The following is a 15,970-nucleotide window of genomic DNA, read 5'->3' as shown; positions in this document are numbered from 1 at the left end:
CTACCAGGGTCTCGGAAACCCGAGCCCCGTCCTGAGGACAAGAGAACGGGGAGAATGCCTCAAATTTGGAGAAATTGCATCCTTCAACGGTCCAAAATCAAGAATTCCGGCGCCGGAAAAATGCGACGCCGCTGAGCGCATCACTTGCACCGAAAACCTCAATTGATCAGCGCTTTCCTAGCGCCTTTCGGTTGTGCCGGGGGCGAAACGACAGGAAAAAGTATGACACCAACGCGAAAACTCGTCGCTGCGCTGACCTTGGTCTCGGTTCTGCTATTTGCAACGATGGTTCCAGGCGGGCCAATCGAGACCAGGAACTTTGCCAATATTGGGGAGGCTTCGGTCATCCTGTTCAATATATTCCTTACGGCGCTGGGCATAGGCAGCTTGGCACTCGTCTATTTTGTCCTGAAAGGCGGCCGATGGGCTGCGCATGCCACAGCCATCGCTGGTGCAGGCTTTGCCGTCGTCTACGCTCTCGATCTCCTGAGTATTTTTCCGGTCTCGCTTGATCCGATGCCAAGCCTCTTGCAAAGGCGGGAAACTATTGGAATGATCATCTCGCTGGCACTGATAGGAGCGTCCCTCGCACTGGCACGTGAAAACTCATCAGGGAATGATCCGATAACAATGATGGGCGCAAAGCCAACATTTCTGATTGCCGGTGGAGTGGCAATTCTCATCGGCGCAGGCATCGTCATCTTTGCTAGCTATCATGCAATGCATTGATGAATCCAGTAGATCGCGGTCAACGCGGGCGAAGCGCGCCACTGACTCGATCCAAAGCAACAGCGCACGGCGACCCTCAATGCTGCTCGTTTCAAGCAATATGCCGTGAGCGCAAAACGAAACCGTGACGAGGAGGGACCGCAGCTTGCCTCGTCGCTGGCAAACGCGGAGTACGCTTGCGGCGGGACGAAAAAAAACGGAAGCCGAAGCTTCCGTTTTTTTTCAGCTAAGCAAATTACGCTTGCTTGACTGCCTTGCGACGACGTGCCAGGAAGCCGAGCACGCCCAGGCCAGCGAGCATCATGCCGTAGGTTTCTGGTTCTGGTACTGGCGCCAGCATCACGGTGCCGCCGAAGCTGCCGGCGGTGCCCGACACCATCTTGCCGCTGACCTGCAGGTAGTAGTTACCCAGGCCCAGGCTGTCCGCGCGCAGGCTCCAGATATCCACCGCGCCAGTGCTTTCCTGGGTGCCGGAGGTGATCAGGGTGCCGGTGCTGCTGAACAGGCTCAGGCCGGTGATGTCCATGCCGGTCTTGTCGTTGCGGGTGATCGACGACACGATGGCGTCGAAGTCATGCTCAACGCGGGTGACCGAGAAGCGGAACTTGTCGGCAAAGGTGTTGCCCTGGTTGTTCAGCAAGAACGAGCTGCCGAAGTTGGCAGTGTTGTCCAGCACAGGCAGCGCCTGTGGGTTGTTGGAAATATCAGCAGCGAATGCCGCCGACGAGCCGAGTGATGCGGTTGCCAGGACAGCCGCAGCAATCAGGGATTTCATATGTTTCATAAATATTACCTCGTAAGAAAAAATCAGCCGTGCAAGACGGCCTGGTTATCAAGAATCGGGGAGCTTCATGCTAGCAAAGGCGCGTTCAACATCGACATTACGACACAATGTGTGCGCAACACCTCGGCATTCTTGCATCGACAAATTAATTACTCCCCTATAAGTCGATTTTTACATTTTCATAGGGGAGCGCGTCCGATTCTAATGCAAATAAACAAAGATTACCAAGCTGTTGTATTGACTGTAGGCCAATACCTACACAAACGCGCGCCGATCTCCTTGGAAGAGCGCGCTTCTTCGCTTAACGTGCTCAGCTTGGGCTCGAGGTTAAAGTGTAAGAGAGTGTGACACAACAACAGAATGTTATCGGAAAAGAAAAAAGGCCTGAAGATTGCTCTTCAGGCCTTTCAACTTACGAATAATGGTGCGGCTGGCAGGAATTGAACCCACGACCCCTTGGTTCGTAGCCAAGTACTCTATCCAACTGAGCTACAGCCGCGAAAGACAAGATTATAGCAATGATTTCGCGAATGTCAAAGTTACCTGAGTAAAAAATTTCGCCGGCCTGCGCCGTCCCGCCCGCGCCTCGATGCCGACGCCGCTTGACCCGGATCGCCAGCCAGTGCTAATTTACCAACGGCTTCATTCACCCACCGCTTCAGCACAGGAACCACACCATGACCAGCCCAGATTCTTCGGTCGATTTCGACCTCACGCGCGTGTTCGACGCGCCGCGCGCCCTTGTATTCAAGACCATGACCGAGACCGAGCACCTGCGCAACTGGTGGGGGCCGCAAGGCTGCGCCATCGACGTGATCAGCCACGAGGCGCGGCCGGGCGGCGTATTTCACTATTGCATGCGCTTCGGTCCCGGCGTGGAAATGTACGGCCGCTTCGATTATCGCGAGATCGCGGCGCCCGAGCGCCTGGTGTTCGTCAACGGCTTCGCCGACGCCGAAGGCAATCGCATCGCTTACGCCATGAGTCCGACGTGGCCGCTGGAAGTGCTCAACACGGTCACCTTGACGGAAGCCGACGGCAAGACCACGCTGACGCTGGTGTCCACGCCGATCGACGCCAGCGACGTCGAGCTCGAAACCTTCAAGTCCGGCCACGCCTCGATGCAGCAGGGATTCGGCGGCATGTACGACGTCTACGAACAATACCTGGCCACTGTAAGCGCAGCACAAGCTTGACCAACCTGGCATCGACCGTTAGCAATCATGAAAAAACTGTTCTTTTTACTACTGGCCGGCATCGCCGGCGCGGCGCTGGCCGCACCGGTCACTTACCAGATCGACCCCACCCACACCTTTCCCAGTTTCGAAGCCGACCACATGGGCGTCTCGGTCTGGCGCGGCAAATTCAACAGCAATTCGGGCAAGGTGACGCTCGACAAGGCAGCCGGCTACGGCATGGTCGATATCGCGATCGACCCGGCCAGCGTGGACTTCGGCCATGACGTCCTCAATAAATGGGCGGCCGGACCGGACCTGTTTGATGTCGCCAGGTTCGGCGTGGCGCGCTACAAGGGCAAGCTGACCGGTTTCAAGGAGGGCGCCCCGACCCAGCTGCAAGGCGAGCTGACCCTGCATGGCGTGACCAGGCCGGTCAACCTGCAGATCAAGAGCTTCAAGTGCATCCCGCACCCGATGCTCAAGCGCGAGCTGTGCGGGGCGGACGCCTACGGCAGTATCAAGCGCGATGACTTCGGCCTGACCGCCGGCAAGGAATACGGCTTCAAGATGGATGTGGACCTGCGCATCCAGGTCGAAGCCGTGGCTGATTAAGCTTGCAGGGCGGGGTAGTCGGTGTAGCCGTCGTCGTTAGCGCCGTAGAACTTGTCGGGACGGGCCGCGTTGAGCGGCGCGTCGAGCTGGAGGCGGCGCGGCAGGTCGGGATTGGCGATGAACCAGATGCCGAAGGCCACCGCGTCGGCTTCACCGCTGGCCACCAGCGCTTCGGCGCTGTCCTTGGTCAGCTTTTCGTTGGCGATGTACACGCCGCCGAATTGCTGCTTCAGGTACGGGCCAAGGCGGCCTTCGCCCTGCGACTCGCGCGCGCAGATGAAGGCGATGCCGCGCTTGCCCAGTTCGCGCGCCACGTAGCCGAAGGTCGCTTTCGGATCGGAGTCGCCCATGTCGTGCGCATCGCGCCGTGGCGCCAGGTGCATGCCGACTTTGCCGGCGCCCCAGACCTCGATGCAGGCGTCGGTCACTTCGAGCATCAGGCGGGCGCGGTTTTCGACCGAACCGCCGTAGTTGTCGGTGCGCTTGTTGGTGCCGTCTTGCAGGAACTGGTCGAGCAGGTAACCGTTGGCGCCGTGGATTTCCACGCCGTCGAAGCCGGCCAGTTTCGCGTTCTCGGCGCCTTTGCGGTAGGCCGCCACGATGCCCGGGATTTCTTCGAGGTCCAGCGCGCGCGGCACCGGATACTCTCGCATCGGGCGCAGCAGGCTCACGTGCCCCTTGGCCGCGATCGCGCTTGGCGCCACCGGCGCGTCGCCGCCCAGCAGGTCCGGATCGGAGATGCGGCCCACGTGCCACAGTTGTAGCATGATCTTGCCGCCGGCCTTGTGCACGGCCTCGGTCACCAGTTTCCAGCCTTCGACCTGGGCGTCGGACCAGATGCCCGGCGTGTCGGCGTAGCCCACGCCCTGCGGCGTGACCGAGGTCGCTTCGCTCAGGATCAGGCCGGCGGAGGCGCGCTGCACGTAGTACTCGGCCATGAGCGCGTTCGGCACGCGCTCGCCGCCGATGGCGCGGGCGCGCGTCAGCGGCGCCATGATGATGCGGTTTTGCAGCGTCAGATCGCCAATGGTGATCGGGTCGAATAATGTACTCATGCTTGACTCCTAAAGTCCCTCGTTCATATGGTCGAGGAAAGCCTTGATGGTTTCCTCGTTACGCTTGTAATAGATCCACTGGCCAACCTTGTGCCCGGTGATGAGCCCGGCGCGCTGCAGCGCCGCCAGGTGGGCCGAGACGGTCGATTGCGCCAGTCCCGTGCGCGCGTCGATCAGGCCGGCGCACACGCCGACCTCAAGCTTGTGTTCCTGATGCGCGAAATGGACACGCGGTTCCTTGAGCCAGCCAAGAATCTGGCGGCGCATCGGGTTGGCCAAAGCCTTGTGAATGGCGTCGATTTGCATATCGGGTTTTTCCGAATCTAATATCGTCATATTACGATATATAAAAAGATCCTGCTTGCAAGTGAGCAAAACCGGGGAGGGGAGCTGCCGCCGGACGCGCCCGAAAGCTGGCGCGGGTGGCGGCGAAACAGGGCCCAGGCCTACAGATCGTCGTTGATCTGGTCGAGGAAGGCCTTGATGGCTTCGTCGTTGCGCTTGTAATAGATCCACTGGCCGACCTTGCGCGAGCTGATCAGCCCGGCGCGTTGCAGCGCCGCCAGATGGGCCGACACGGTCGATTGCGCCAGCCCCGTGCGCGCGTCGATCAGGCCGGCGCACACACCGACATCGAGGTTATGTTCCTGGTGCGCGAAATGCACGCGCGGTTCCTTGAGCCAGGCAAGGATCTGGCGCCGCATCGGATTGGCCAGCGCCTTGTGAATGGCGTCGACCGGCGAATCAGCTGTGTTTGAGTCGGACGTCGTCATCGGTCTCAGTGCGACAGCAAGTACAAGGCCAGTGCGATCGCCGCCGGCACGGTCTGGATGAACAGGATGGTCTTCTTGACCGTCAGCGCGCCCCACACCCCGGCCACCATGATGCAGGCCAGGCCGTACACGACGAACGCGCGCGCCACCTCGGGCTGGGGATGGAGCAGGCCGACCGCCAGCGCCGCCACCAGGAAGCCGTTGTAGCAACCCTGGTTGGACATGGCCGGCGCCATGATCTCGGCTTTTTCCGCTGTCAGGCCGAACACGCGCCGCCCGCGCGTCTTGAACAGCACCGTTTCGAGCAGGACGAAGTAGACGTGCGCCAGCAGGATCAAACCGATCAGCACTTGTGCGGCAATGGCCATTCATGGCTCCTTGTTATGGATTGTGGGAAGCGTAGTGTAACCGGGCGCAAGCCGCATGGCGACTGGCTGGAGATGGAACGTTGGCAGAAGCACTACTTGTTAATGTTATAATAATGTTCCCCGGTGCCTGCCGCGCCGATCGACCGCTTCCAGGCTTTGATGACCACCCATTTCTCCATCCCGGCCACTTGGGACGGCGTCACGCGCATGTGGAGGCGGCCGTGCTCGACTACAAGGCCGCCTGCCGGCGCGCCTCCATATTGATCGACCGCCCTGATGAACAACAACTGATGAACGACAAATTTACCCCGCTGGGGCCCGTGAGCGACTACCCGACCATTACCATCAGCGAGTTCATCGCGCACTTTCCGCATGTGGAGACCAACGAGGACGGCGCCGGGGACGGCGACTACGCCTTCAGCGACTACTACGCGTCCGATAGCATCATCCTGCTTACCGGCGATGTCTTCATTTCGCAGGAGCGCTTGAAGGATCTGCACGAGCACTTTCATCTGAAGCTGGCGGTGGACGGCAATCTGCATGTCGACGGCGCGCCCGCCAACCTGTTTTATGTCAGCGGCGACGTGTTTTGCACCACTGTCGATCTGGCCCGCTTCGACTTGCACGAACCGGTCGGAGGCGCCATCACCGCCACCGACTGCGCATGGCTGATCGGCGAAGAGCCGGTCATGGTGCTCGATCCGCCCCTGGTGCGGCTGGAGACGCCGTACCTGTTCGCGTGCTGGTACCGGGTCGGCCAGATGGCGCTCTCGCCGTCCACGGTGCTGTTCATCTGCGGCGAGTGGTGGTACGCGGGCGTCTTTGCCGACCCGCGCGCGGTCTTCATCGGCGCCCCGATGGTGTTCATCCTCGACCAGCGCTTCCTGTTTCCGTTCGAGCACGCGACGGCCAACGAGCCGCAGTGGCGCAAGGGCGAGATCGAAAGCGCCCTGCGCGCGGGCGAGGATATCCTGCGCAAGGACGTGTCGATGGCCAGCGTTCCGTTTGCGCAGGGCGCCGCCGACGCCATCCTGCTGGGCGACTACCGCAATGCCTATCTGCTGTACAAGCAGGCGGCGGCTCTCTCGCCGGGCGACTACACGGCGTGGTGCGGCATGGCCGACGCCCTGTTTTCGCAAGGTGCGTTCGCCCAGGCCTTGCCCTTGTACCAGCAAGCCAGCGCGCTGTTCCCGGACAACCAGACTGGCATGGTCAACGAGGCTGCGCAAAACGCGGCGCTGTGCGCGGTGCGCTGCGGCGACGCCGCAACGGCGGTGCGCATGGCCACGCTGGCGATCGGGCACGCCACCACGCTGCGGGAGGACCCGTCGGAGCTCTCGTTTGCGTACGAACTGCGCGCCGAGGCCTGTCTGCAAATGAACCAGCTGGCGCTGGCCGAGGCCGATCTCGCGCACGCACTGGCGATCGACCCCGGCACCGGCTACGGCAACTGGCTGATGGGCGCCCTGCATTACCGCCGCGACGAGCAAGCGCTGGCGGCCGCGTGCCAGGGCAGGGCGGTGGCGGTCAATCCCGCCTTTGCCGCGCCGTACGCCAGCCACGCGGGGATCGATTTCCTGTATCCGCCCCAGGTCCATGTCGGCTGGACCGGCGAGCCTGGAAGCGCCGGCGTGGCGCCGCTGCGCGACGAAGCATTCTGGGGCGTGTATCTGCGCTACCAGGATCCCAATTGCATACAGCGCGTGCCGGTGGAGCTGCGCACGCCGGCCCTGTGCATGGCTGTTCTGGAGCAGTATTCGTGGGGCCCGAACGTCAGCTTCACCCAGTATTTTCCCGACGCGGCGTTCACGCGCGCGATAGCCGAAAACATGGTGCGGCGCTGCCCCTCCAACATCGCCGATGTTCCCGCGCGCCTGGTCGACGCCGCGCTGCTCGATCTGGTGGCGAACTCCGAGCGTGGCCTGCGCCTGTCCCATCTGCCGCCTCACATGATCGACCATGCCATGTGCCTGCGCGCCGTCATGGCGGGCGAAGGTCTCTGCCAGGTGCCGCCCGAGCTGCAGGGCGACGACATGCGGGCGGCCGCCGTCCTGCACATTGGCGCAAGCGCCAGCGAATTGCCGGCATGGGCCACCAGGCCCGTGCTGCGGCTGGCCGTGGCGACCTACAAAAAGGCGCTCGACAGCATCCCGTGTTTTGCCTTCGACCGCGACCTGTACGAACTGGCGCAGGCCACCTGGGGCTTTGATGCCGACTGGCCCGCGATCGTGGCCAGGCACGGGCAAGCGGCCTGCCTGGACAACAACTTCTGGACCGGGGCGGCCAGCAGATGCTGGCGCGTGTTCTGGGACGAAGCGTTCATCCTGCGGCAAATGGCGCGCACCGACGGCGCCGACCTCGAGCCCAAACATATTGCGCCCGAATGCATGACGCGCAAGGTGGCCGAGGCTTGCCTTGCGCAGCATCCGGACTGCCTGGCGTACATACCGGCCATCTGGATTTCGCAGTCCGCCTGCGAACGCTTCATCGCGGCCTACCCGAAGCGCCTGGGCAGCGTGCCGGTCGCCATGCGCACCGCCAGCGTATGCGCCGCCGCCATGGAGGCCGCGCCCGGCCAGTTGGCGCTGGTGCCGCTTTCGTTGCGCAGCGTGGAGTTTTGCGTCGCCGCCGTGCGCGACGAACCGGCTTGCGCCGACGAGGTGCCGAATGCCCTGGCGTGCGCCGTCTTCACCGTTCTGATCGAGCAGCACGGCGACGAGCTCTATCGCGACTGGCTGACCATGTACCGTGCCAACGGCGCCTTGTGCGCCGAGCCACCCGATATCGACCTGGCGCTGGCCGACTTTCACACCGTCGCCGAGGCCCCGGCCAGCGAGGACTTCGACGGCGACAACGTGCCCGAGGCACAGTGGATGATCGGCTATTGCCATCATCTGCGCGGCATGCATGCCGAGGCGGCGCTGTGGCGCGCGAAGTCGGGGATTGACGACAACTACGACGAGACGAGCTTCGATGAACCGCTAGCGCCGTGCGACGCCGACACGCGCCCGGCCGACCGCGACGCGGCGCTCTCGCCCACGGCGGCGCCGCCCCAGGCGATCAGGCGCATTACCAGCTTCGACGGCTTCGAGCGCCTGTCGCTCGGTCAATTCCAGGAGCGCTTCCCCGACGCCTGCGTCGGCGAGCGGCGCGATCCTCAGGAACCGGGCAGTTCGTGCAGTACCGACAACGGCGCCTGCTGGCCCGACAGCGATGCGCTGCTCCTGTTCCTGCCCGGCGATGTCATGATCGACGACGCCCTCTTGCAGCACGCCGCCGACGACAGCTGGACCCACATTGCGGTCGAAGGCGACCTGTATCTGGACGGACGCGACGCCGGCGTGCGCGACGCGCGCGGCATCGACCGGGTGTATTTTGTCGGTGGCGACCTGCACGCGCGCTCGGTCGGCCTGACCCGCATCCCCAGCAATGCGGTGGCGGGGCGCATCGTCACCGACTGCGCCTGGCTGGAGGCCGAGGACGACTGCGCGATGCGCACCGCCCCCGAACTGCGCCTCGACGCCGGTTTCCTGTTTGTCTGGTTCTACACCGTCAACGACATGGCGATCAGCCCGGACACCGTCATCTTCATCCTGGGCAGCGACGATTACTGCGACGACCTGGGCCTGCCCAATCCCGCCTTCCAGTGGCATGAAGATATTCACGTGCTGGCCGAACCGTTCGTCTGCATCGTCGAGGAAGAGCGGAGCGACGCCAACGGCTGGGTCGACACGGCGATCGAACAGGCGCTGGCGCGCGGTGAATCGATTCTTTGCCATGGTGTCGACATGGCCTGCTACCCGTATCACCGCGCCGCGCAAGCGCAGGCCGGCGCGCGCGAGCATCGCAGCGCCTATCTGCTGCATAAAAAGTCGGCCGCCATCTCGCCCGGCTTCTACCCATCCTGGCTCGGCATGGGCAACGCCCTGTTCGGCGCGGGAGCGTACGAGCAGGCGCTGGACATGTTCATCCAGGCGGGCACGTGCTTCCCGGCCGAACAGATTGCCATCGACAATCGGGGATTCGACCTGGCCTCGCTCAGTGCCTTGTACCTGGGCCGGTTCGATGATGCGATCGCGTGGGCTACCCTCTCGGTCGCCCATAACGAGGACGCCGAGGACGGCGATGAGGCCCACGGCTACGCCTACCGCTGCCGCGGCGAAGCGCACCTGCTGGCGGGCAGCCTCGATCTGGCGTTCGCCGACCTGCAACAGGCGCTCAAGCGCGACCGCTACGACTGGGCCTCGCACTGGCTGATGGGGCTCGTGCACTACCAGCGCGGCGAACATGAGCGGGCGCGCTTCCTGCACGGAGCCGCCTCGCGCGGCGCGCGCCATTACGCGCCGTATTACGATACCCGTAGCGGCACGGCGTTTCTGTATCATGCTCCGTGCCAGGTTGACTGGGACCAGGTTCCGCTGGACACAGTGCAGCTTCCCCCGACGCCGGACCACGACCAGTCAACGAGGTGACCGGAGACACTGAAAGACCAGGCCTGCCGGGACGACTACATGCGCAAGCAGCCGCGCAATCCGTCCATGCCCGGCCGCGCTGCCCGGGCACAGGCGCCCTGGCGGTGGTATACTTCAGCGACCTTTTTCTCCGGCAGGGACGACCCTGCCACTGACGGAGCCAGGCTTGGACGACCTTGCCAACCAAGGAGTTTGTCATGGCATGGATCTATTTGTTCGTCGCGGGTTTGCTGGAAGTCGGCTGGGCCGTCGGCCTGAAATACACACAGGGCTTCACGCGCCTGGTTCCCTCGGTACTGACCCTGGCCGCCATGGCCGGCAGCGTGGGCTTGCTCGGCCTGGCGCTGCGTAACCTGCCGCTGGGGACCGCCTACGCCATCTGGACCGGGATCGGCACGGTCGGCACGGCGATCTTCGGCATGCTGGTGCTGGGCGAACCGGCCGGCGCCATGCGCCTTGGCTGCATCGCCCTGATCGTGGCCGGCATCCTGGGGCTCAAGCTGCTCTCGCCGGGCTGATTGGCGGTCCCTCGCCACGCTGGCGCTTGTGCCAATTTCGCCGTGGCGTCGCCGTCGCCGCACAAGACAAGCGCGCCATCGCGGGGTATGCTGGTGACATGAAAACGATCTCCATCATCGACTCCCATACCGGCGGCGAACCGACCCGCCTGATCATCGACGGCGGCCCGGACCTGGGCGGCGGGCCGCTGGCCGAACGGCGCGAGCGCTTCCGGCGCGACTTCGACCATGTGCGTTCGGCCGTCGTGTGCGAGCCGCGCGGCTCCGATGTGCTGGTCGGCGCGCTGCTGTGCGAGCCGTTCGCGCCCGATTGCGTGGCCGGCGTCATTTTCTTCAATAACGTGGCCTACCTCGGCATGTGCGGGCACGGCATGATCGGCGTGGTGGTCTCGCTCGCGTTCATGGGGCGCGTCAAGCCCGGACGGCACCGCATCGATACGCCGGTCGGCGTCATCGAGGCGCAGTTGCATGACGACGGCGCGGTCACCATCGACAACGTAGCCTCGTACCGCACGCGCCACGCGGTCACTGTGCAGGTGCCGGGCGCCGGTCCGGTCACGGGCGACGTGGCCTGGGGCGGCAACTGGTTTTTCCTGGTCTCCGGCCACGGCCTGGCGCTGCAGCGCACCAACGTCGACGCACTCACCGCCTACTGCGTGGCGCTGCGCGATGCGTTGGAGGCGAACGAGGTCACCGGCGACGACGGCGCCCTGATCGATCATATCGAATTGTTCGCGGAGTCAAACACGGGGGCCGACAGCCAGAGTTTCGTCCTCTGTCCCGGCAAGGCCTACGACCGTTCGCCCTGCGGCACCGGCACCAGCGCCAAGCTGGCGTGCCTGGCGGCCGACGGCAAGCTGGCCGAACACGCCCAATGGCGCCAGGAGAGCATCATCGGCAGCGTGTTCGAGGCCTCCTACCGCTACGACGGCGAGCGCATCATGCCCAGCATTCGTGGCAAGGCCTGGGTCAACGCCACGGCGCAGCTGCTGTTCGACGAGAGCGACCCATTTGTGTGGGGCATTCGCTGAGCCGCACCGGCGCTTACTCGGTAAAGCGCTCGAAGTCGGTGTTGGCGCGGGTCAGGTAGTACCACTCCGAGTTCGGCCCCGCGTTCACATCGGGGAACAGGATCTTGCCGTCGAATTCGGCCAGCACCGGCGTGCCGTCGGCGCGCGTGCCGATCTGGTCACCGGTGGACACCGGGTCGAAACTGGACCACACGCGGCTGAACTGGTCGCCCGCATCGAGCTTGTCGTGCACCACCACCATCGACAGCGCTTCCATCTGGTCGAGCGCGATCGGTTCGGGCCGCGGCGCGTCGATCAGGCCAAGGAAGGCGAGCGTATTGACGATGGCGCGGTAGGCCACGCCTGGTGCGGCCGGGTCGAGGTGCTGGCCGCATTCGAGCGTGAGCGCATAGCCGCCGGTGCTGCGCATGTATTCGGTGGTGCCCATCCCGTAGCGCAGCACAAGGTCGAGGGTCGAGGCGTCGCCGCTTTTCAGGCGCCGCTGCACGCCCTGGCCGTAGGTCGCCAGCCAGCCGTCGACAAAACGGCGCACCCCCAGGCGGCGCGCCAGCGCGCGTTCCTGTTCGGCGTGGCGAAATGGTTGCAGGGCGCCGTCGTTGTTGCGCGGGCCGACCATGACGAAGGGCTGGCTTTGCGCATTGAAGGAGTGCAGGTCGAGCAAGACGTCATGCTGGGCGAGCAGGGGGCACAGCCAGTTGGCGACGCGGTCTTCGAAGTCCCCCGGCTGCGGGTTGGGGAACAGGTTGCGGTTCAGGTTACGCTCGCCCGAGCGCTGGTTCAGCGCGTAGGCGAGGGGATTGGTCACCGGGACGAAGGTCACGCTGCCGGCCGCCACATGCAGCGCGCCGCTGTCGATTTCTTCCATCACGCGCAGGATCGCCTTGGTGCCGCAGGTTTCGTTGCCATGCACGGCGCCGGTGACGATCAGGCGCGGGCCGGCGCTGGCGCCGGTGTAATTGATCGATTTGAACTGCAGCTCGCGTGCGGTGGTCATGGTCTGGGGTGGCCCTGTTGATTGGTGGTCGTCTATTCTAGCGGACATTACTGGCGCCTGCCGACGCCCCGTGGCATCATCTGGCGCATGAAAATTCCCTCCTCCACAGAGCGCATCGAAGGTCTCGACACCCTGCGCGCGCTGGCAGTCACCCTGGTCGTGCTGCACCACTACGTGCTGTTCGTCAGCCGCGCCGATACCTTTGGCTGGGTGGGAAAAATCGGCTGGATCGGGGTGGACCTGTTTTTCGCCCTGTCCGGTTACCTGATCGGCAACCAGATCTTCGCCGCCATGCGCTCGCCGCGCGATTTTTCGCTGGCGCGCTTCTACGGCCGGCGCGCCCTGCGCACGCTGCCGGTGTTTTACGTGATGCTGGCGATTTACTATTTTTCGCCGTGGTTTCGGGCCGGTCTCGAACTGCCGCCGCTGTGGCGCTTCCTGACGTTCACGCAAAACATCAACCTGGCGCCGGGCACCGCGTTTTCGCACGCCTGGTCGCTGTGCATCGAGGAGCAGTTCTACCTGGTGCTGCCGGCGCTGGCCCTGATGATCGCCTCGCTGCGCGCTTCCCTGCGCTGGAGCTGGGCCGCCATCGCGGCCGCCATCGTGGCCGGTATGCTGGTGCGCGCCTATACATGGCAGGAGCTGGTCGTTGATCATCCGCACGGCTCGCGCAACTACTACCAGTACATCTATTACTCGACCCTGTGCCGCTTCGACGAACTGGTGGCCGGCGTGGCGCTGGCGCTGCTGAAAAATTTTCATCCGCGCCAGTGGCGCACGCTGACCTCCAACGGCAACCTGGCCTGCGGCGCCGGCATGGCGGTCATTGGCCTGGCGATCTGGCTGTTCCTGGACGAGCGCCAGGGCTTCGGCGTGACGGTGTTCGGCTATCCGCTGCTGGCGCTGGGCTTTTCGCTGCTGATCGTGGCGGCCCTGGGCCGCAAGTCGCTGCTGCGGTCCATGCGCGTGCCCGGCGCGGCCAGCATGGCGCTATGGTCGTATGCGATCTACCTGACGCACAAGCAGGTGTGCATCCTGGCCGCCACGCCGCTCAAGGAACACGGCTACGGCGCCGGCTCGCCGGTGGCCATCGGCGCCATGCTGGCGCTGTCGGTGTTGTCGGGCTGGGTGTTGTACCGCTGCGTCGAACGGCCATTCATGGCGGTGCGCGCGCGCTACCTGCCGACCAACTTCAAGCCGCTTTGACGCGGCACGGCGTCGATCACGCCGAATGCGGCGGCACTGTCGCCCAGGAAGTCGAGCACGGCGCGCGGCTCGCCCTCGTTCACTTCAATCGCGGCGCGCAGGCCGGGCAGGGCATCCTTGGTGTACGGGCTGCGGTAGGCGCCGATCAGCAGTGCGACCAGGTCGAGCGGCTGGCCGCCGTGCTGTACGCGGCTGCCGATCATGCCCAATATGACCCGTTGCATGTCGGGCGTGGGGTTGGCGATGTGCGAGAAAATCATCGGCGTATTGGCGATTTTTTCGCACACGGCGCGCTCGATCTGGTCCGGCTTGAGATCGGAGGCGATGTCGAAATGCGCGCCGCTCCAGTGGGTACGCGCGTGGGCGTGCCCGGGAGGGAAGGAGTCGAGGGTGTCGAAGCCGCATACACGGCTCACGTAGGCCAGGGCCTGGGTCAGGATTGGGAACATGCCTCCAGTGTAGCGCAAGATGTTCTCCTTGTGGTTGCGGGGGGCTAGGAGCCTGCGCGGCAGAAGGAGTCGAGACGAAACGGATGGGAAAAGAACCCAATTCACACCCACTTTTGAGGTCTGTAGCCGTGGCTACAGACCGAGAAATGGGTGGGAAGTGGGACTTTTCTCCACCCGTTTCGGCCGACGAGCTTCTGCCGCGCAGGCTCCTAATGCCTCAGGCGCCGAAGCGACCGGCCCGGAAGTCCTCGACCGCCTGGAACACCTCGGCCTGGGTATTCATCACGAACGGGCCATACTGGGCGATTGGTTCGTTCAAGGGGCGCCCGGCGATCAGGATCAGGCGACTGTCCTGGGCGGCCATGATGCGCACGCCGTCGGCCTGCGCCGAATTGGCCAGGATCGCCATGCGGCCCGCCGGCACCGGTTTGTCGCCGACCAGCACCTGGCCCCGGAATACGTATAAAAATGCGTTGTGCCCCGGCGGCAGCGCCTGTTCGAAGCTGGCGTTGGCCGGCAGGTTGACATCGAGGTACAGCGGCTCGGTGCCTTCGCGCCGCACCGCGCCTTGCACGCCGTGGCTGGCGCCGGCGATCACTTGCACCGTTACCCCCGCCCCGGTGGTGAAGCGGGGGATCTCGGTGTCCTGAATGTCGCGGTACCATGGGGCGGTCATCTTGTCCTTGGCCGGCAGGTTAAGCCACAGCTGGAAGCCTTCCATCATGCCGTCGCTCTGTTCCGGCATCTCGGAGTGGGCCACGCCGCGCCCGGCCGTCATCCACTGCACGCCGCCATCGGTGATCAGGCCTTCGTTGCCGGCGCTGTCGCGGTGGCGCATGCTGCCGGCGATCATGTACGAAATCGTCTCGAAGCCCCGGTGCGGGTGTTCGGGGAAACCGGCGATATAGTCGCCCGGCTTGTCGCTGCCGAAGGCGTCGAGCATCAAAAACGGGTCCAGGCGACGCTGCAACGATTGGGTGAGCACGCGGTTGATCCTGACGCCAGCGCCGTCCATCACGAACTGGCCGCCCACCAGGCGCTCGACGGCGCGCGGCGTGTGTACGATGTTCAATTCTTGTGTCATTTTTCTCTCCTGCGTTTTTACTGTGATGCAGCGTCGTCCCGGGTGAATCAGGCTACTGCGGCTTCGATCTCGGCGTTCGCTTCGGCCTGCGCCTTGACGACCGCTTCCGGACCCATGGCCATGCCTTCGGAGTACACGAACGTGACGTCGGTCATGCCGAGGAAACCGAGCAGCATTTTCAGGTGCGGGGTCTGGGTGTCGTTCGGGGTGTCGCGGTACATGCCGCCACGGGCGAAGGCCACGTACACTTTTTTGCCGGTCAGTTTGCCGACCGGGCCGGCGGCGGTGTAGGCGAAGGTGACGCCGGCGCGGGCAATCGCATCGAACCAGCCTTTGAGCTGCACCGAGCTGCCGAAGTTGTACATCGGGGCGCCGATGACGATGGTGTCGGCGGCCTGCGCCTGGGCGATCAGGGCGTCATCCAAGGCCACGCGGGCCGCTTGTTCCGGCGTGCGCTGGTCGGCTGGCGTGAACAGCGCGCCCAGGGTTGGCTCGTCGAGCGCCGGATGCGGGTTGCTGGCCAGGTCGCGGCGGGTCAGTTGCGCGCCGGGGTTGGCCGCTTGCAGCTTGGCGACGATGGCGTCGGCCATGCGGGTGGACTCGGAACCGGTCGAACGGGCGCTGGAATTGATTTGCAAGATGTTCATTTTATTTCCTTTTTCTACGTTGAACTGCGATGTAGTTACTTTACGCGTCCCATAATCAATGCGGAAG

Annotated in this window: 16 protein-coding genes and 1 tRNA gene; 7 read left to right on the top strand and 10 right to left on the bottom strand. The window is 64.1% G+C overall.

Going from position 1 to position 15,970, the window contains the following annotated elements:
• The first annotated feature begins 222 nt into the window (after nt 1-222).
• Nucleotides 223-729: a DUF8051 family protein gene (locus F0185_RS29295; protein ID WP_167231141.1), complete on the top strand. Its 507-nt coding sequence runs from the start codon at nt 223-225 to the stop codon at nt 727-729.
• 235 nt (nt 730-964) lie between these two features.
• Here the strand turns inward: F0185_RS29295 and F0185_RS29290 are convergent, their stop codons facing one another.
• Both F0185_RS29290 and F0185_RS29285 read right to left on the bottom strand, forming a co-directional pair.
• Complete coding sequence (locus tag F0185_RS29290; protein WP_229477255.1) at nt 965-1,504, bottom strand: FxDxF family PEP-CTERM protein; 540 nt, start codon at nt 1,502-1,504, stop codon at nt 965-967.
• A 431-nt stretch (nt 1,505-1,935) separates the two neighbouring features.
• Nucleotides 1,936-2,012: transfer RNA gene (locus F0185_RS29285), tRNA-Arg, on the bottom strand.
• 178 nt (nt 2,013-2,190) lie between these two features.
• Between F0185_RS29285 and F0185_RS29280 the strand changes: the two genes are divergently transcribed.
• Together F0185_RS29280 and F0185_RS29275 are read left to right on the top strand one after the other, a co-directional pair.
• On the top strand, nt 2,191-2,709 hold the full coding sequence (locus F0185_RS29280; protein ID WP_167231135.1) for an SRPBCC family protein: 519 nt from the start codon (nt 2,191-2,193) through the stop codon (nt 2,707-2,709).
• Between the two features lie 27 nt (nt 2,710-2,736).
• Nucleotides 2,737-3,303 carry a YceI family protein gene (locus tag F0185_RS29275; RefSeq protein WP_167231132.1) on the top strand — a complete coding sequence of 189 codons (567 nt, stop codon included), beginning with the start codon at nt 2,737-2,739 and terminating at the stop codon, nt 3,301-3,303.
• Here the strand turns inward: F0185_RS29275 and F0185_RS29270 are convergent.
• The 4 genes from F0185_RS29270 to F0185_RS29255 all read right to left on the bottom strand — a co-directional run bounded on the left by F0185_RS29270 (nt 3,300) and on the right by F0185_RS29255 (nt 5,499).
• Nucleotides 3,300-4,358 carry an alkene reductase gene (locus F0185_RS29270; RefSeq protein WP_167231129.1) on the bottom strand — a complete coding sequence of 353 codons (1,059 nt, stop codon included), beginning with the start codon at nt 4,356-4,358 and terminating at the stop codon, nt 3,300-3,302. The genes F0185_RS29275 and F0185_RS29270 overlap by 4 nt on opposite strands.
• Before the next feature lie 9 nt (nt 4,359-4,367).
• Entirely contained in the window at nt 4,368-4,664 is a 297-nt protein-coding gene (locus F0185_RS29265; RefSeq protein WP_167231126.1) for an ArsR/SmtB family transcription factor, read from the bottom strand.
• A 140-nt stretch (nt 4,665-4,804) separates the two neighbouring features.
• Nucleotides 4,805-5,131 carry an ArsR/SmtB family transcription factor gene (locus F0185_RS29260; protein ID WP_167231123.1) on the bottom strand — a complete coding sequence of 109 codons (327 nt, stop codon included), beginning with the start codon at nt 5,129-5,131 and terminating at the stop codon, nt 4,805-4,807.
• Nucleotides 5,132-5,136: 5 nt separating this feature from the next.
• Complete coding sequence (locus tag F0185_RS29255; protein WP_166894736.1) at nt 5,137-5,499, bottom strand: DUF1304 domain-containing protein; 363 nt, start codon at nt 5,497-5,499, stop codon at nt 5,137-5,139.
• Nucleotides 5,500-5,720: 221 nt separating this feature from the next.
• On the opposite strand from F0185_RS29255, the gene F0185_RS29250 reads away from it, so the two are divergent.
• From F0185_RS29250 to F0185_RS29240, 3 genes are all read left to right on the top strand, one after another.
• Nucleotides 5,721-9,971, top strand: a complete 4,251-nt coding sequence (locus F0185_RS29250; RefSeq protein WP_167231120.1) for a tetratricopeptide repeat protein — start codon at nt 5,721-5,723, stop codon at nt 9,969-9,971.
• A gap of 197 nt (nt 9,972-10,168) precedes the next feature.
• Nucleotides 10,169-10,489, top strand: a complete 321-nt coding sequence (sugE, locus tag F0185_RS29245) for a quaternary ammonium compound efflux SMR transporter SugE (RefSeq protein ID WP_167231117.1) — start codon at nt 10,169-10,171, stop codon at nt 10,487-10,489.
• A 98-nt stretch (nt 10,490-10,587) separates the two neighbouring features.
• Complete coding sequence (locus F0185_RS29240; protein ID WP_167231114.1) at nt 10,588-11,520, top strand: 4-hydroxyproline epimerase; 933 nt, start codon at nt 10,588-10,590, stop codon at nt 11,518-11,520.
• Nucleotides 11,521-11,533: 13 nt separating this feature from the next.
• On the opposite strand, the gene F0185_RS29235 is transcribed toward F0185_RS29240, so the two are convergent.
• Complete coding sequence (locus tag F0185_RS29235; RefSeq protein WP_167231111.1) at nt 11,534-12,514, bottom strand: M14 family metallopeptidase; 981 nt, start codon at nt 12,512-12,514, stop codon at nt 11,534-11,536.
• A gap of 87 nt (nt 12,515-12,601) precedes the next feature.
• Here F0185_RS29235 and F0185_RS29230 point away from each other — a divergent pair, with 87 nt between their 5' ends.
• Nucleotides 12,602-13,723: an acyltransferase family protein gene (locus tag F0185_RS29230; RefSeq protein ID WP_167231108.1), complete on the top strand. Its 1,122-nt coding sequence runs from the start codon at nt 12,602-12,604 to the stop codon at nt 13,721-13,723.
• Here the strand turns inward: F0185_RS29230 and F0185_RS29225 are convergent.
• The 3 genes from F0185_RS29225 to F0185_RS29215 all read right to left on the bottom strand — a co-directional run bounded on the left by F0185_RS29225 (nt 13,693) and on the right by F0185_RS29215 (nt 15,903).
• Nucleotides 13,693-14,190, bottom strand: coding sequence for a hypothetical protein (locus F0185_RS29225; RefSeq protein ID WP_187362681.1), 498 nt, complete (start codon nt 14,188-14,190; stop codon nt 13,693-13,695). The genes F0185_RS29230 and F0185_RS29225 overlap by 31 nt on opposite strands.
• 199 nt (nt 14,191-14,389) lie before the next feature.
• Nucleotides 14,390-15,256: a pirin family protein gene (locus F0185_RS29220; RefSeq protein WP_167231105.1), complete on the bottom strand. Its 867-nt coding sequence runs from the start codon at nt 15,254-15,256 to the stop codon at nt 14,390-14,392.
• Between the two features lie 47 nt (nt 15,257-15,303).
• Nucleotides 15,304-15,903 carry an FMN-dependent NADH-azoreductase gene (locus F0185_RS29215; protein ID WP_167231102.1) on the bottom strand — a complete coding sequence of 200 codons (600 nt, stop codon included), beginning with the start codon at nt 15,901-15,903 and terminating at the stop codon, nt 15,304-15,306.
• Nucleotides 15,904-15,970: the final 67 nt, after the last annotated feature.

Origin of the sequence: Massilia rubra (assembly GCF_011682065.1) — a bacterium.
Taxonomy (GTDB): domain Bacteria; phylum Pseudomonadota; class Gammaproteobacteria; order Burkholderiales; family Burkholderiaceae_D; genus Telluria_A; species Telluria_A rubra.
Note: the sequence above shows the minus strand (reverse complement) of the source record. Positions and strands in the feature narration are given on the sequence as shown.

Coding starts and splice junctions, on each gene's coding strand:
- F0185_RS29295 (WP_167231141.1), top strand. CDS start 223: ATGACACCAACGCGAAAACTCGTCGCTGCGCTGACCTTGGTCTCGGTT.
- F0185_RS29290 (WP_229477255.1), bottom strand. CDS start 1,504: ATGAAATCCCTGATTGCTGCGGCTGTCCTGGCAACCGCATCACTCGGC.
- F0185_RS29280 (WP_167231135.1), top strand. CDS start 2,191: ATGACCAGCCCAGATTCTTCGGTCGATTTCGACCTCACGCGCGTGTTC.
- F0185_RS29275 (WP_167231132.1), top strand. CDS start 2,737: ATGAAAAAACTGTTCTTTTTACTACTGGCCGGCATCGCCGGCGCGGCG.
- F0185_RS29270 (WP_167231129.1), bottom strand. CDS start 4,358: ATGAGTACATTATTCGACCCGATCACCATTGGCGATCTGACGCTGCAA.
- F0185_RS29265 (WP_167231126.1), bottom strand. CDS start 4,664: ATGCAAATCGACGCCATTCACAAGGCTTTGGCCAACCCGATGCGCCGC.
- F0185_RS29260 (WP_167231123.1), bottom strand. CDS start 5,131: ATGACGACGTCCGACTCAAACACAGCTGATTCGCCGGTCGACGCCATT.
- F0185_RS29255 (WP_166894736.1), bottom strand. CDS start 5,499: ATGGCCATTGCCGCACAAGTGCTGATCGGTTTGATCCTGCTGGCGCAC.
- sugE (WP_167231117.1), top strand. CDS start 10,169: ATGGCATGGATCTATTTGTTCGTCGCGGGTTTGCTGGAAGTCGGCTGG.
- F0185_RS29240 (WP_167231114.1), top strand. CDS start 10,588: ATGAAAACGATCTCCATCATCGACTCCCATACCGGCGGCGAACCGACC.
- F0185_RS29235 (WP_167231111.1), bottom strand. CDS start 12,514: ATGACCACCGCACGCGAGCTGCAGTTCAAATCGATCAATTACACCGGC.
- F0185_RS29230 (WP_167231108.1), top strand. CDS start 12,602: ATGAAAATTCCCTCCTCCACAGAGCGCATCGAAGGTCTCGACACCCTG.
- F0185_RS29220 (WP_167231105.1), bottom strand. CDS start 15,256: ATGACACAAGAATTGAACATCGTACACACGCCGCGCGCCGTCGAGCGC.
- F0185_RS29215 (WP_167231102.1), bottom strand. CDS start 15,903: ATGAACATCTTGCAAATCAATTCCAGCGCCCGTTCGACCGGTTCCGAG.